The organism is Halomonas heilongjiangensis (assembly GCF_002879645.1).
GTDB lineage: Bacteria > Pseudomonadota > Gammaproteobacteria > Pseudomonadales > Halomonadaceae > Halomonas > Halomonas heilongjiangensis.
In genome coordinates this window covers 1-15,073 of the sequence record NZ_PNRE01000057.1, presented here as the reverse complement: position 1 = coordinate 15,073, position 15,073 = coordinate 1, and the positions used below count along the sequence as shown (strand labels likewise).

Annotated in this window: 13 protein-coding genes; 5 read left to right on the top strand and 8 right to left on the bottom strand. The window is 62.0% G+C overall.

The window, feature by feature from the left end:
• A partial coding sequence (locus C1H66_RS13055; RefSeq protein WP_102628323.1) for an OmpA family protein occupies nt 1-1,445 on the top strand: 1,445 nt, incomplete at its 5' end.
• 109 nt (nt 1,446-1,554) lie between these two features.
• On the opposite strand, the gene C1H66_RS13050 is transcribed toward C1H66_RS13055, so the two are convergent.
• The 5 genes from C1H66_RS13050 to C1H66_RS13020 all read right to left on the bottom strand — a co-directional run bounded on the left by C1H66_RS13050 (nt 1,555) and on the right by C1H66_RS13020 (nt 5,950).
• Complete coding sequence (locus C1H66_RS13050) at nt 1,555-2,736, bottom strand: MFS transporter (RefSeq protein WP_102628322.1); 1,182 nt, start codon at nt 2,734-2,736, stop codon at nt 1,555-1,557.
• Complete coding sequence (locus tag C1H66_RS13045) at nt 2,733-3,299, bottom strand: TetR/AcrR family transcriptional regulator (RefSeq protein ID WP_102628321.1); 567 nt, start codon at nt 3,297-3,299, stop codon at nt 2,733-2,735. Before C1H66_RS13045 ends, C1H66_RS13050 begins: the two co-directional genes overlap by 4 nt.
• Before the next feature lie 210 nt (nt 3,300-3,509).
• The gene (hmuQ, locus tag C1H66_RS13040) at nt 3,510-3,842 is read right to left on the bottom strand and encodes a heme-degrading protein HmuQ (RefSeq protein WP_102628320.1); all 333 of its coding nucleotides are present in this window, start codon (nt 3,840-3,842) and stop codon (nt 3,510-3,512) included.
• 399 nt (nt 3,843-4,241) lie between these two features.
• Nucleotides 4,242-4,787 (bottom strand): phasin family protein, encoded by a 546-nt coding sequence (locus C1H66_RS13030; protein ID WP_102628319.1) that lies wholly within the window; start codon nt 4,785-4,787, stop codon nt 4,242-4,244.
• A 482-nt stretch (nt 4,788-5,269) separates the two neighbouring features.
• On the bottom strand, nt 5,270-5,950 hold the full coding sequence (locus C1H66_RS13020) for a 5'-methylthioadenosine/S-adenosylhomocysteine nucleosidase (protein WP_102628317.1): 681 nt from the start codon (nt 5,948-5,950) through the stop codon (nt 5,270-5,272).
• A gap of 170 nt (nt 5,951-6,120) precedes the next feature.
• Between C1H66_RS13020 and C1H66_RS13015 the strand changes: the two genes are divergently transcribed.
• The 4 genes from C1H66_RS13015 to C1H66_RS13000 all read left to right on the top strand — a co-directional run bounded on the left by C1H66_RS13015 (nt 6,121) and on the right by C1H66_RS13000 (nt 11,079).
• Nucleotides 6,121-7,113, top strand: a complete 993-nt coding sequence (locus C1H66_RS13015) for a Kelch repeat-containing protein (protein WP_102628316.1) — start codon at nt 6,121-6,123, stop codon at nt 7,111-7,113.
• 449 nt (nt 7,114-7,562) lie between these two features.
• Entirely contained in the window at nt 7,563-8,753 is a 1,191-nt protein-coding gene (locus tag C1H66_RS13010) for a sensor domain-containing phosphodiesterase (protein WP_240618306.1), read from the top strand.
• 208 nt (nt 8,754-8,961) lie between these two features.
• On the top strand, nt 8,962-9,294 hold the full coding sequence (locus tag C1H66_RS13005) for a DUF427 domain-containing protein (protein ID WP_102628314.1): 333 nt from the start codon (nt 8,962-8,964) through the stop codon (nt 9,292-9,294).
• Nucleotides 9,295-9,339: 45 nt separating this feature from the next.
• Nucleotides 9,340-11,079 (top strand): ATP-dependent nuclease, encoded by a 1,740-nt coding sequence (locus C1H66_RS13000; protein ID WP_102628313.1) that lies wholly within the window; start codon nt 9,340-9,342, stop codon nt 11,077-11,079.
• A 462-nt stretch (nt 11,080-11,541) separates the two neighbouring features.
• Here the strand turns inward: C1H66_RS13000 and C1H66_RS22645 are convergent, their stop codons facing one another.
• The 3 genes from C1H66_RS22645 to C1H66_RS12985 form a co-directional block, all read right to left on the bottom strand.
• Nucleotides 11,542-11,988, bottom strand: a complete 447-nt coding sequence (locus C1H66_RS22645) for a hypothetical protein (protein ID WP_146010728.1) — start codon at nt 11,986-11,988, stop codon at nt 11,542-11,544.
• Nucleotides 11,989-12,109: 121 nt separating this feature from the next.
• A complete protein-coding gene (gene recD, locus C1H66_RS12990) occupies nt 12,110-14,470 on the bottom strand; it encodes an exodeoxyribonuclease V subunit alpha (RefSeq protein WP_102628312.1) in 2,361 nt (786 codons plus the stop codon).
• On the bottom strand, nt 14,467-15,073 hold a 607-nt coding region (locus C1H66_RS12985), incomplete at its 5' end, for a PD-(D/E)XK nuclease family protein (protein WP_205738662.1). The genes C1H66_RS12985 and recD, both read right to left, overlap by 4 nt.

The following is a 15,073-nucleotide window of genomic DNA, read 5'->3' as shown; positions in this document are numbered from 1 at the left end:
AAGCCACCGAGCAGGCCGAAGCCGATGCCCTCGCCGAGCAAGAGGCCACCGACCAGGCCGAAGCCGATGCCTTGGCGGAGCAGGAGGCCACCGACCAGGCCGAGGCAGATGCCCTCGCCGAGCAGGAAGCCACCGAGCAGGCCGAGGCAGACGCCCTCGCCGAGCAGCAGGCCACCGAGCAGGCCGAAGCCGACGCCCTCGCCGAGCAGCAGGCCACCGAGCAGGCCGAAGCCGACGCCCTGGCGGAGCAGGAAGCCGCCGAGCAGGCCGAGGCAAACACCGTCGCCGAGCAGGAAGCCATCGACCAGGCCGAGGCAGACGCCCTCGCCGAGCAGGAGGCCAGCGACAAGGCTGACGCGGAGGCCCTGGCCGAGGCCGAAGCAGACGCCCTGGCCGCTGCCGCCGCCCTTGAGACCCAGGAAGCCAGCACGACATCTGAAACAGTCGTGACTGCGGATACCACGCGTACCAGCGACCAGGAAGCCAAGGCAGCGACGGCGTCAGAAGCAGATGATGACGACAACCAGATATGGAAATACCTGGGAGCCGCCGCGGTAGGTGCCGTCGCCGGCGCCTTGATCCCCCAACTTGGTGGACGGGTCGTCGAGAATCAAGGCGACCGTATGATCGTTGAGCGCGACGGCGAGTTGCATGTGCGCAAGGACGAGAATCTCCTGTTGCGTCGTCCTGGGGTAACCGAGACGACCGAATCCTTTGCCGATGGCATTACCCGCTCCACCGTCACGCGCGAGGATGGCAGCCGGATCGTGACCATTCGTGATTCCGGTGGCTTCGTTCTCAAGCGCACTCGCTATCTGCCCGATGAGACCGCTATCGTGCTGATCGACGAAACGCGCAAGGCCGATAGCTGGGTGTCTTCCGTCGACCTCGAGGAATCCCTGCCTCCCCTGCACCACGACCTGCCGGAAAATCGCTACGTGGTCGATTACCGCCGTGCAGATGAGGACATCCTGCGCCAGGCACTACTAGCACCACCGGTACAGGAGTTCGATCGAGTCTTCACGCTCCGCCAGGTACGCGAAAGCTCCCGAGTGCGAGCCATCATGCCGCGTATCGATCTCGACGTTATCCAGTTCGCGACCGGCTCGTCGGCCATTCAGCCCTCCGAGGCCGAAGCGCTGCGTCTGATCGGGAACACCATGGCTGACATCATCGAGCAGCACCCGAATGAGATTTTCCTGGTCGAAGGCCATACCGATGCCGTTGGATCGGACTTGATGAACCTCGGGTTGTCCGACCGGCGAGCAGAAGCCGTCGCCCTGGCACTGACCGAATACTTCGCCATTCCCCCGGAAAACCTGATCGTACAGGGCTATGGTGAGCGCTATCTGAAACTGGATACGCAGGGTCCCAGCCAGGAAAACCGACGCGCCAGCGTCCGGCGAATCACCCCGTTGATCGATGCAAGCCTGGCCAGCCGCTGAGAAGCCAGACCGGTAGCCAAGGCACCGGAAAAGCCGACAGACACTGTGTCTGTCGGCTTTTTGATGCGGCGTTCTTCGCAGCAATCGGGACGTCGGATAGAGGCTGAGCTCAAGGGGCATTCCAGCCGGGAGCGCTTCGCTCGTTCAGTAACCACGATCCCAGCCCGGCGACGGCGAGCCCCAGGGTGGCGAAGAGCATGAAGGTGGCGGCATGGCCTTCGGCCCCGACCAGCCAGCCCGCCAGCGGAGAGCCGGCGACCTGGCCGACCGAGGTGGCGAGCAGCGGCAGCACCGGGGCGAAGGCGGGCGCCTCGGTCATGATCTGGATGCTCCTCACCAGGTAGAAACCGGTCAGGGTCATGTACCCGGCGCCGAACAGTGCCGCCGATGCCAGGGCGAGGGCGAAGTTGCCGGGAACGACGACCAGCAGCGCGAGGCTTACAGACATCACCGTGAGGCCGACAGCATGGCTCGCGGCCGGCCCGAAGCGCGAGATGAGATCGCCGGCGCCGGCGCCCGCCAGCCCCCCGAGGCCGACCGCCAGCCACATCCAGGCGGTCTGGCTCGGCAGCAGTCCCCCGGCGGTGATCACCGCATCGGGGGCAAACACCCAGTAGGCCGCGCTCACGCACCCCATGCCGACGGCCAGGCCGCTCAACCTGCCGATCCCGAGCCATTGCGCCCGGCTCACCGGCGTGGCTAGCAGACGGGGTCGCGAGAGTGAGATGCGCTGGTCATCCCGAGGCAGATAGCAGAGGGCCGCCAGGGCACCCAGGGCCGCCAGGGCGGCGAACCCGGTATAGGCGCTGCGCCAGGCCTCCGCCCAGAGCAGCACCGCGGGCATGGCGAGCGCGATCCCCAGGCTGGTGCCCGCATTGATGGTGGCGTTGACCCGCCCGCGCAGCCCGGGCGGTACGACCCGGTGAACCGCCTGAGCCATGACCGGCGATGACAGCCCGGTGCTGATTCCACAGATCAGCACGCCGGTGGCCAACAGCAGTGATGATGGCGCCTGGGCGATCGTCATCAGCCCGACCCCGGCCAGGCCGGCGGCCGCCACCCCCGTGCGGCGAACCCCGAGGCGGCGCGTCACCCAGGGAGCAGCGAGGATCGCGAAGACGAAGCTCAGGAACGGCAGGGCGCCGATCACCCCCGCCATGGACGGAGAGATCGTCAGCTCGTCGCGCATCGCGGGCAGGAAGAGCCCGAACACGAAGCGGGCCAGCCCGTAGGTGATGGCAATGACCCCGCTGCCGAGGGCCGCCATGCCGAGGGGGGACAGTGGCCTCATGGGGTCTCGCTCCGGGCCGCTGCGAGCAGGGCGTCGGTCACCGCCCGAGTATCGGCCAGGGCCGTCTGCATACCCAGAATGACCACCGCCGTATTGCTGCCTTCCAGCACCATGAAGAGGCGTCGCGCCAGGCCAGCGTGAGGAACCAGGCCATCGCGAACCACGGCGGCCTCGATGCGTGCCAGCAGGTCGGCCTTGGCAGCCGTCGCCAGGGCATGGATTTCGGCGCTGTGCTCGGCGAACTCGCCCATCGCCTGGGCCATGATGCAGCCATGCTGGCTGTAGCGTTCCAGCCAGCGGCCATGCGCATCGACCAGCGCCCGTGTTGCCTGGCCCGGCGGGGCGACGGCCATTGCCGCATCGAGGCTGGCGATGAAGCGTTCATGGCGGGCCTTCAGCACGGCCGCCACCAGGGCCTCCTTGGAGGCGAAGTGGTTGTAGAGCGTCATGCGCACCACCCCGGCGGCAGCCACGATACGGTCGATGCCGGTGGCGTGGAACCCCTGCTCATAGAAGAGTCGCTCGGCCGTGGCGAGCAGCTGGTCGCGCTTGGAGGCTGGCATCGATGGGCGCTCCTGTATAGACCGATCTATCTAGATGGAGGCCCATCTAAATACAGGGCACCCCGCGGTGTCAAACGATACCGCCGTGAAGCGTGTCCGGCAGCGATGGGAAAGGAGCAGGGGGAGCGCAGGAATGACGGATCGTGCCATTCCGGCGAACGTTTCGTTCACAAAGCCCGATGGGACTTCAGCGCAGGATGGCGGCCGGGATCAGGCGTCGCTCGCGTTGCCGACCGTCTGGATGACCTCAAACCCTTCGAAGTTCGGCGGTCCCAGGTAGAGCCCCTCGCGCTTGCTCTGGCCGGCGTTGGCGTGTGCCTTGCGGAACGCCTCGGAGTGCGTCCAGGCCTCGAAGTCCTCCCGCGAGCGCCAGACGGTGTGGGAGGCGTAGAGCACGTGGTCCTCCTTCTCGGGGCCGCGCAGCATGTGGAACTCGACGAAACCGGGCAGGCCCTGCAGGTGGGTTTCCCGCTCCAGCCAGATCTGCTCGAACTCCTCTACTCTCTCGGGGTTGACCCGAAAACGGTTCATGGCGATGAACACGGTGCTCGCTCCTTGTGGTCAGACGGCGAATGGCATCCGGAGGACGATGACACCTTCACCGGTGGTGGGCAAGGCCACCGCAAGCCGCCGCGCTGCGCTCTGACCCGCACTGGCAACAGGCCTGCAACGATCTGATGCATCCGAGCTTCAACAGGCCTTCGTCGATCGCCTCGCCGAGGCGGTCGACGGCGATGGCGTCATGGGCCGAGCCCGAGACGATATTGGCGCCGGTGGACAGCGAGGCCTCACGAAGGCATCGGCCCGGGAGTAGGGGGTACGGGACTTCTTCATCGACGGAACCCCGGCTGAATGATGGCCTGTCCCCTGATTAATAGCAAAAGGCCGCTTTCCTGGGAAAACGGCCCTGCAAGTTATGACTTCCTTATCAAGAAATCTACATTACTTATCCGACGTGCTGGTCGATTTCTTGCTCTTGTCGGCCTGCCGCTGGCTTTTCTGTTGAGTATCGACAGCCTCTTCCTTACCCTTCTTGAAGCTGTCCTTAACTTGATCCTGCCCCTTCTCAAGGTTTTCCTGAAACTGTTGCTGGCCCTTCTGCATGTTTTCTTCGAGCTGCTTGCGACCCGAGTGCATGCTCTCCGTCGTCAGCTGCTGGGTCTCCTTCAGGTATTCCTGACTCAAAGTCTGAATCTTGTCAGCGTCTGCCTTCAATCGCTCACTCAATTCCCGAACGGCCTGCTGCTGCTCCTCGATCACCTGCCGCAAACTTTCGGAATCCTTGACTTCGAGCCAGGAACGGGATTGCGCCAAGCTGTTGTCCGAAAAGGCGCGAACGGCATCGAACTGAGCAGAGAACAGTTGTTCAAAGTAATCGGTGGTCAGTGCTCCGTAGGCACGTACAGGCTCGACGATGGCATTGTCGAACTGCTCTTTGGCTCGCTCGGTGGCCTGGTTGCCATCTGTCTTGGTCTTTTCAGCGCTCATCTAATCTCTCCTTGTCTTGTAACAAACAAGTGAAGTAATCATTCCAGTAAAATGTGCAATTCGGCAAGTAATCCCTCAACAACCTGATGCCGATTTAGCCTGTTTGTGTAGAAGCGTAAATCCACGATGACAGCACGTCATTCCTTGTCGGGCCGGCACCTACGACTACATCCACCCAACCATAAACAGTCAGAGAGAATCTTTCTGTGCGGTAGCACACCCAGATCTACGTTATTCACCGTGAGGGCTTAGGTAAGAAGATGGCGAATGGTGTTCTCTTGTTGAATTTCTGGCAGAACACGATTCAAGAGGACCACTCGCCATGGGTGAAAGACTATCTCCCTGGCTTCTCTCCTGCAGCGGTTGGCCATTATGTTGCCGCTGCAGTCGCCAGCGGTTCGGGTGGCACGAGAAAGTCCAAGAACAGCGCCGCACCCCCGTGTCCTGGAACATGGGAAATCAGGGACTGTCCCCGAATTGCATCAGAGCTTCAACAGGCCGTCGGCGAGCGCCTCGCCGAGGCGGTCGACGGCCAAGGCCAGCCTGTCGTCGATGACATGGAGAGTTTCCGTCCAGTCGTCGATGTGGTGCAGTTCCGCCTTGCCGTCCGAAATGCCGCGCAGCACGACCAGCGGCACGTCGAAGCGCATGCAGGCGCGCAGGCAGGCATAGCTTTCCATGTCCACCATGTCGGCGGCGATGGCGTCATAGGCCGGGCCCGAGACGATATTGGCGCCGGTCGACAGCGAGGCCTGACGAATGCCGGAAATGCGCAAGGGCAGCGGGACGGTCGCCGGCAGGTCGAGAAAGGGCGTGGCACCCTTCTCGAAGCCCAACGGGGAGGCGTCCATGTCGCGGTAGGAGACGGAGATCGCCTGATAGATCTCGGTCTGCTCGAGAATCCGGCTGCCGGCCGATCCCAGTGACACCACCAGATCAGGCAGGCGCTCGCGTCGGTCGAGGGCGGCAAGGGCAGCGGTGAGCTCGACGGCCGCCTCGACGGGGCCGACGCCGGTCATGAAAGGGTCGAAACGCTTCCTGAGATGCGGGCCGTATTCGGCCTCGGCCGCCATCACGAAGAGGATGTCGCGGCCGCCCAGTACCGTCAGCTTGGCTTCGCCGCATGCATCGGCCCGGGAGTCACGGGGATGGGGCTTGTTCATCGACACTGCCTGCCTTGCCATGGGGTATTTCGCCCCAGTGTACCGCCTTGACGGGGTGTCCACCGCTCCTGAGCAGGCGCCTAGACTGAAGGGAGGTTCCCACGCCGCCGCCAGGAGCACGCCAGGGCAGGGAGCCAGGCGCGCGAGACAGCGGCGGGAGGAGGTTTACCATGCCTTCCAGAGCACGCTATGCCCATGGCGGCTGGCTGGGCGTTGCCCTCGGGCTCTTCCTGGCTTCACCCCTGGCCGTCGCCGAGGTTCGGGAAGCCACCGGTGAGTGGCGCCGGATGGCACCGCTACCCGAGGCGCGCACCGAAGTCAGCGTGGCCACCGACGGCGAGCGCATCTACCTCGCCGGCGGCTTCCTGCAGGCCGGTGAGCGCGACGCCACCGCGCCGCGCACGCTCTTCGTCTATGACCCCGGCGGCGACCGCTGGGAAGCCCTCACGGAGCTGCCGCGTGGCGTCAATCACGCCGGCCTCGAGTATCACGACGGCCGTCTCTACGTGATCGCCGGCTACGACGAAGCCAGCTTCACCCCCACCGACGCTTTCCATATCTACGACATCGACGCGGATAAATGGCGCCAGGGCCCGGTGGTCCCCACCCCGCGGGGCGCCTTGGCCACTGCCGTGCTCGATGGGCGCATTCACGCCATCGGCGGCACCACGCACGGTCGGGAGGATGTCGGCGTCCACGAGGTCTACGACCCGCAACGCGACGCGTGGAGCCAGCTCGCGGCCATGCCCACCCCGCGCAACCATCACCGTGCCGCCGCGATCGACGGTCGCATCGTCGTCCTCGCCGGCCGTGACGACTCTACCTTCCGACTCACCACCAACGAGATCTATCACCCGGAGGACGATCGTTGGGAGGAGGGGGCCCCGGTGCCCACTGGGCGCAGCGGGGTCGCCGTGGCGGTGCTCGACGACTGGGTCTACCTGTTCGGCGGCGAGACCTTCACCCCCGAGCGACGCACCTTCGACGAAGCGGAACGCTACCACCCGGAGGAGGACCGCTGGGAGCGTCTGCCGCCCATGCCCACGGCTCGCCACGGCCTGGATGCGGCGGCGGTGGAGGGTGCCGTCTACGTCATCGCCGGCGGCCCGAAAGCCGGCTTCGCCTTTTCCGACCTCAACGAGCGGCTGATTCCCGACGACTGAGGCTCGCCTCTCCGTTGATCCGGCGCATGGGAAAAGCCATACTTCAGTTCTAGGCTGAAACACAAAGCAACATAACGATACAGTCGTACGCAAGGGATGCCCCTATGGCAACCGCTTCCCCCGAGTACCGCATCACTCTGCACTCGCACGACCGCCGGGTGCAGGTGTAAGGAGGATGACCGAATCGTTTATCCAGGTAGGCGTCGTACCACGGCAGAGTCGCTGGCGTTAAGCTTTGTCCGAAAAGTCGTCGAGCGATGATCAGACAAGGCAAAAATCGGCGAAAAGACGGGGTTTACGCGATGTAAATGAGTACTTTGAGCCGATTTTTAACGCCGTATGATCGAGCGCAGGCAGTTTTCAGACAAAGCGTAGTGCTGTTCATATCTTGACCTTTAAGGTGGCCCATGGAAGCTGGAGCATCCAACGCAACAGAAGAGCATCCGCTGGTGGACATTTCCCTGGGGCTGGATGAACTCGCCGAAGCGACGACCGAACACGCGCTGCTCGAGGTCCTGCATGCCATCCGCACCCATCTCGGCATGGAAGTCGCCTTCATCTCGGAGTTTGAAGACGAAAGACGGATCTTTCGCTTCGTGGACGAAGAGGCGGGAGCCCCGCACCTGGAAGTCGGGGCGTCGGATCCTCTTGAGGAAAGCTACTGCCAGCGGGTCGTGGATGGCAGGCTGCCGGAGGTGATCCAGGATGCGCGGCAGGAGCCGGCGGCGCTGGACCTGGCGGCCACCCGGGAGATACCGATAGGCGCCCACCTCAGCGTGCCCATCCGCCTGCAGGATGGCAGCGTTTACGGCACCCTGTGCTGTTTCGATCGCCAATCCAACGCCACCTTGAATGAGCGTGACCTGGCCATGATGCGGGTCTTTGCCGACTTCGTGGCGCGGCAGCTCGAGCGTCAGCGCAAGCGCAAGCAACGGCAGAAGGGTGCCGAGGCAAGAATACGCGATGTGCTCGACCAGCGTCGCTTCCACATCGTCTACCAGCCCATGTACGATCTCGTCGACCAGCGCATCGCCGGTTATGAAGCGCTGTCGCGCTTCGTCGCCGAGCCGAAGCGAGGTCCCGACAAGTGGTTCGAGGAGGCCGCCACGGTGGGGCTGCGAGTGGAACTGGAGCTGGCGGCCATCGAGTTGGCGCTGGAGGCGCTGCCCGAGATTCCCGACTCGGCCTACCTGTCGCTCAATGCCTCTCCGGTCACCATCCTGTCCGGCCGGCTTGCCGATCTGTTCGGGCCCTATCCCCTCGACCGCCTGATGCTCGAGGTCACCGAACACGATATCGTTGACGACTACGCCGGCCTCTTCGAGGCGCTGGTCGCGATGCGCAGGCAAGGGCTCAGGCTGGCGATCGATGATGCGGGCGCCGGCTATGCCAGCTTTCGCCACATCCTCCGCCTGGCGCCGGACGTCATCAAGCTGGATCGATCCCTGACCCACGGCATCGACACGCGCCGCGACAGCCGAGCGCTGGCCGCGGCGCTGGTGGGCTTCACGGCCGAAACGGGCAGCCGGCTGCTCGCCGAGGGCGTCGAGACGCAGGCCGAGTTGCAAGCACTGCGAGACATCGGGGTCCGCAAGGCACAGGGCTACCTGCTGGGTCGGCCGGGCCCCTTGCCTGCCTGACGAGGCCCCTGCGGTAGCTTTTCGAGTCCGATCGGGAAAATCCTTGAACAGCATCCCGGTGAGGATGGGATTGGGGGCGTCGAGGAGCAGCGGGGCGGTAGTGACTTCACCGGTCCGTTGATCCAGCGCATGGGAAAAACCATGCTTGAGTGCTAGGCTGAAACACTAACTAACATAACGATACAGCCCGTACGCAAGGGATGCCCATATGGCCACGGATACCCCCGAGCCCCGCATCACCCTGCACCCGCACCACCGACGGGTGTGGGTGAAGATCGGCGACACCCTGCTCGCCGACACCACCCGCGCCATCGAACTGCGCGAACGTGGCTACCAACTGCGGCAATATATTCCCCGCGAAGATGTGCGGATGGACCTGCTGTCCCGCTCCGAGACCGTGACCCAATGCCCGTTCAAGGGCGATGCCTCGTACTTCTCGTTTGGCGATCAGGCCGATGTAGCGTGGAGTTACGAACAGCCTTTGGAGGGGATGGAGGTGATTGAAGTGAAACTGGCGTTCAATGCAGAGTTTGCTAGCTGAAAGCTTTAATAATGATAGTAATTTTAAACGATTTTTGAGTTTTTTATGATTGAAGAAATTGTCTTGAAGAGGTTCAAAAGATTTCGTGATCAGGCAGTTCCTCTTGTACCTGATGGGGTTTATTTGGTTGCTGGTGCAAATAATTCAGGGAAGTCTACTATCCTTCATTCTCTTGCTGTCTGGGAGTTCTGTAGGACAATAATTGAGGCGGAAAAGGGTTTTGAGGCATTCCTGCCTGGAAGCAATGTCCAAGGTCTAGGCCTTGGTGATGATGAGTTTTCTCCCATCCTTGTTCCGTCGCTGAATCACTTGTGGACAAATCTTAAATCACAAAAAGAAGCAGGTGATGTCGACGGCTATACTTTGCGAATTAGGTGTAAATGGCAAGTGGAGGGCCGGGTTAAAGAGCTTGAGTTTGGCTTGTCGCTTGCAAACGATAGAATGTTTGTTAAGTCGACTTTTTCTAATTTGGAGGATGGTGATAAAGTCCCACGGGTTGCATATCTTCCACCATTTGCTGGAATAACCGACAAAGAATCTCGACTCCCTTTGGCTATAAGGCGGCGTAGGATTGGAGAGGGGGTGGCAGGTTCAGTGTTGAGAAATGTTTTGTTAGATTTGCAAAGATTAAACCATAAGAAGCGTGAAAAGCTAAGGGAGGGAAGGGGGAAGATTAAAGATTCTGATCTTAGAGATCTTAGGCAGTCTGACCCTTGGGAAGTTTTGCAGCAAACATTGAGAGAGATTTTTGGTGTGGAGTTATCTATTCATCCGTTCAGGGAAGAGTATCACTCATACATTAAAGTTGAAGTGATCAAAGGTTCGCATGCCGGGCATAGGATTAATCGATTTCCACGCTACAAGCCACGGGATCTGATGGTTGAGGGTAGCGGTTTTTTGCAATGGCTAAGTGTTTATGCGCTAGCAACAGATCCAAATATTTCTACACTGCTGCTAGATGAGCCTGATGCCCATTTGCACAGTTCGCTTCAAACCTTGCTTTTAGAGAAGTTGGAGGAGGTTTCATCTGTAACGAAAAAACAAGTTTTAGTTGCCACGCACTCTTCTGAAATATTAAGGAGCTCTCCTCCCGAGAAGATATTGGAGGTCAGGCAGAGTGCTCCACCCAGATTTTTAAAAAATGAAACACAAAAAGTAGGTTTGCTGGCAGGGCTTGGGTCAGAATATTCCCCTAGGATGGATAAGGTGAAGAAAAATAAAAGACTGCTTTTGGTGGAAGGTGAGTTTGATTGCAGGATTTTAAAGCAAGTTGCTGATAAGATGGGGGTTGAATGGCCAGATAGATGGGTCGAATGGGTTAGTGCAACTGGCCATAAGGAAAGGAGACAGCTCTTCAAGGCTCTGAAGGAAGAAGTGGAAGATTTAAAGGTTGTCAGTCTTCGGGATCGTGATGATGAGCCGCTGGAAACTGTTGGTGAAGGGCTGAATGACAAAGCTCATACTAACCCTCCTCCAGGATTTAATTGTAGAAAATGGAGGCGTCGTCATATTGAGTGCTATCTCTTGTGGCCGCCAGCCATGGCGGCTGCATCTAGGTTTTCAGTTGAGCAGATAAATGAAAGCCTGAGAGATAAATATGGCATTGCAGTTGGGGAGGGGTTTAAGGATATCGCTCCGCCGCAAGCGCTTCTTGATGTAAGGGGGAAGGAAATTTTAAAGTCGTTTAATATAGACCCTCATAAGGTAATTCCTAATATGGATGAAGAGGAGATGCCTCAGGATTTGAAGGATATTGTAAACCAGCTTGTGAGGCTGGCTGAGTGATTGGGTAGGTATGAGTGGTTTTTGTATGGTAATATTTGCCTAATACCCACCATTCTTAGATGTGGTTTAGTTGTTCTATTAACCCACTCACCCGCATCACCTGTCTCTCCACCGCATCCAGTAGCTGACCTCGCACGGTATCGACCAGGGCGAGCCAGTGGCGGGTGCGGGTGATGCTGGTGTAGACCAGTTGCCGAGTGAGGATGGGGTTGGGGCATCGGGGAGCAGCAGAGGGTTGACAATGGCGAAGACGGTTTCCACCGCCTGCAGGCGGCTGGGTAGTACCCACTTGATGTTGCCACTGCCGTCAGGAGAGGCGAAGCGCAGTGAAGCTAATAAAATCGGGGTCGTACATCACTCACTTCTATTTTCTCTAGACAAATAGTATTTATGATCGGTGGGATAAAGTGCGTAACATATATAGCTCCGGAAGATTCACACCGGAGCTTATGGTTATTTATATTAATTAAGTTTTTCTTTGATATGATCCCGGAGTTCGCCAACATACTCATGGGAGGCAGAGCCACCACTGGGGCCCGTGAACCTGAGTAGCTGAAGAGGGGTGTGATGCTCCGGGTTTACTATGTCTGCTTCGTCAAAGCGACAAGTGACAGTTCCAATCCCTGAACTGCCTAATTTGGTTTCTCTTAGGTAGTCGACTGTTACCAATACGGTTTTTCCTTGGCCTCCCATCCATTTCTTTGTGTACTCCGACAGCTTTATAGGAATCTCAGGAAACCCTTCATGCATTTCTGTTGCATGCATACATGCCTTCGCTTGAATGTCATCAATGTTAGCTATTTCTGTGAACTCGGAATCGTTTTTCTTGCCAAATGAAAAAGCGACTGCATGGGTGGTGATAGCAGCAGCACCCAAAATCAGACTTGCTAGACATACTGTTTTTAACATTTTACCTTAACCCTTTGTTTTGATTTTTGAATATTATAGCACTTGTTATGTTTTCGGTGAAAATCTATTACCTTCATCATCAGCCGCAGCAATGTCCTACCTTCGCGGCCCCGACAGCTTCCTACAATTTTCCCAACCCACTCACTCTCATCACCTCTCTCGTCACCGCCTCATCTAGCATCCCACGTCCAGTCTCCACCAGTGTGAGCCAGTCCCGGGCGCGGGTGATGCCGGTGTAGACCAGCTCCCGGGTGAGGATGGGGTTGGGGGCGTCGGGGAGCAGCAGGGCGGTGTGGGTGAATTCCGAGCCCTGGGACTTGTGCACCGTCATGGCGAAGACGGTCTCCACCGCCTGCAGGCGGCTGGGCAGCACCCACTTGATCTGGCCGCTGCCGTCGCTGGCGGGGAAGGCGATGCGCAGCAGGCGGCGGCCCGGCTCTCTGTCGTCGGGCAGCGCCAGGGTGATGCCGATATCGCCGTTCATCAGCCCCAGGCCGTAGTCGTTGCGGGTGACCAGCACCGGGCGGCCCTCGAACCAGCCGCTTTCCAGTTCATGATCCGAGGCCGCGATCAGCCTGGCGCGGCGCAGCGCCTGGCCGATGCGCGGGTTGAGGCCGTCGATGCCCCAGGGGCCGCGGCGCAGGGCGCAGAGCAGCTGGAAGCGGCCGTGGGCCTCGAGCACGGCGCGGGCCCAGGCGTCGAAGGGCGCGCGTTCCTCGCCGCCGGCCTCGCCGAAGCTTGTGTCAGTGGGGCGCTGGTCGCGTAGCACCTCCAGGTAGTGGCGGTAGCCGGTGGGCGGCGCCAATGGCTCGCCGCGGGGATCGCGGCGGCCCTGGCCGCTGTTGGGGAAGCCGACCGGGGCGCCGTCCACCACCAGTCTGTCCAGGGCCGGGTCGTCGGCGTCGGCCAGGCGCAGGCGGGCCAGATCGGCGTAGGCCGGCGTGTGCTCGAGCACCTGGCGCACGGCGCGGCGTTTCTCCTTGGCCGTATGGCCAGCATCCAGCGGCCGGTTGACCGCTTCGGCGAGCTGGCCGATGCCGCTGGCGGCGTCGAAGCGGTGGCTGACCCGCAGCATGGCGATGGCCTGGTCCAGCGGCTGGCCTGGGGTGCCATGATAGTCATCACGGTAATCTGCGGGCAGGGGAGCGCCGGTCACCGCCTCCAGCCACTCGGCGGTCTGCCGGGTGTAGTGGCCGCCTTCGGCGCGCTGGCAGAGGTCGCCGAGCACGGCACCGGCTTCGACTGATGCGAGCTGGTCCTTGTCGCCCAGCAGCACCAGCCGGGCGCGGGGCGGCAGGGCGGTGAGCACCGCTGCCATCATCTCGATATCCACCATCGAGGCCTCGTCGATCACCAGTACGTCCAGCGCCAGCGGGTTGCCGGCGTGGTGGCGGAAGTGGCGGGTATCGGGGCGGGAGCCGAGCAACCGGTGCAGCGTCGTTACTTCCGTGGGGATACTGTCGCGAAGGGTCGAGATATCCACACCCTGTTGGCCCACGGCGCTGGCCAGTTCCACCAGCGAGAGGCCCTTGACCTGCTTGGCGATGGAGTCGTTGAGGCGCGCCGCGGCCTTGCCGGTGGGGGCGGCGAGGCGGATGCGCAGGGCGTGGCGGTCTTCCTGGCCGAGCTGCAGGGCCTGGAGCAGGGCGAGCAGCTTGACCACGGTGGTGGTCTTGCCGGTGCCGGGGCCGCCGGTGATCACCGCGAAGGGCGAGCGGGCGGCGAGGGCGCAGGCGGCCTGTTGCCAGTCGATTGTTTCCGTGGTGGGGAACAGCGCGTCGAGGGCGGCGGCGAGGGTGGCGGTGTCGGTGGCGTTATCCGGGCGCCTGCCGTCGCTTGTGCTGGTGGCGTCATCCGGGCGCCTATCGGCGCCATCGCGCGGCGGAGCCGTGCTCCCACAGGGTGCAGTATTTCCACAGGTGGCACTGTTCAACCGGGCGGTGATCTGCTGGCGGATATCCTGCTCGTACTGCCAGTAGCGGCGCAGGTAGAGCCGGGGGCCTTGGTGTTGATGACCAGGCGCGGTGGCGCCGCGCACCAGCGGGGTGTGGCCGGGGGCGCCCTGGTCGCCGTCGGCGACCAGGCCGGGGTGAGCGAGGGCTTGCTCCCATTCGCCGAGCGTCAGGCCGTCGAGCACCTGGCTGGGCAGCGGCGGCGGGTCGCTCAAGTCGTCGCCCTCCGGCGGCAGCGACAGGGCCAGGTCGGGTGCTGCCAGGGTGGTGGCGAGGTCGAGGCATACATGGCCGCGGCCGAGCTGGTGGCTGGCCAGGGCCGCGGCGAGCAGCAGCGGGGCGGAAGCATCGGGCACCTCGCGCTGCAGGAACACCACCAGGGCGCGGTCCAGGGCGCGCAGCCAGCCGCGCGCCACCCAGCGCTCGAGCAGGGCCAGCAGCGCGGCGGTGTCGCCGAGTGCCGGGTGGGGCCGATCCGGCCGAGGCGGGGGCTCGGGAGCGTCGTCGAGGTCGTCGAACAGGTCTCTCATTGCGGCGCCTCCGCCTGCGGGGAGTGAGTGGTCGCTGCCGGGGCCTGGCCCTGGAAGAGGGCGTCCAGGGTCTCGATCAGGGCCCGCGGCGGGCGTTCGGCGTGGACGCCGCGGCCCTCGGTGGCGGTGGCGGAGCCGACCCCGCGCAGGAAGACGGTGAGCGAGCCGCCGATATGGCGGTCGTAGTCGTAGTCCGGCAGGCGCGCCTTGAGCAGCCGGTGCAGCGCCAGCAGGTAGAGCGCGGCCTGCAGGTCGTAGCGCTTGTCGAGCATGGCATCACGCATGGCCGCCGGGGTGTAGGCGTCGTCGTCCGGCCCCAGGTGGTTGGATTTCCAGTCGAGCACGTAGTAGCGCCCCCCAGACTCGAACACCAGGTCGATGAAGCCCTTGAGCATGCCGTTGAGGGTGTCGGCATCGAGCGCCGGGCGCGGGGCGCCACCGAGTGTGTGAGCGCTTACCGGGGCGTCCAGGGCGCGGGTGTCGACGCGGCTGGCGGCGAACCAGAACTCCATCTCCACCTGGTAGACGCCGAGCTCGCCGAGCCGCACCTGGCCCGCCTCGGGCAGCGGCGCGGTCTCCTTCCACTCGCCCTTCTCCCAGTAG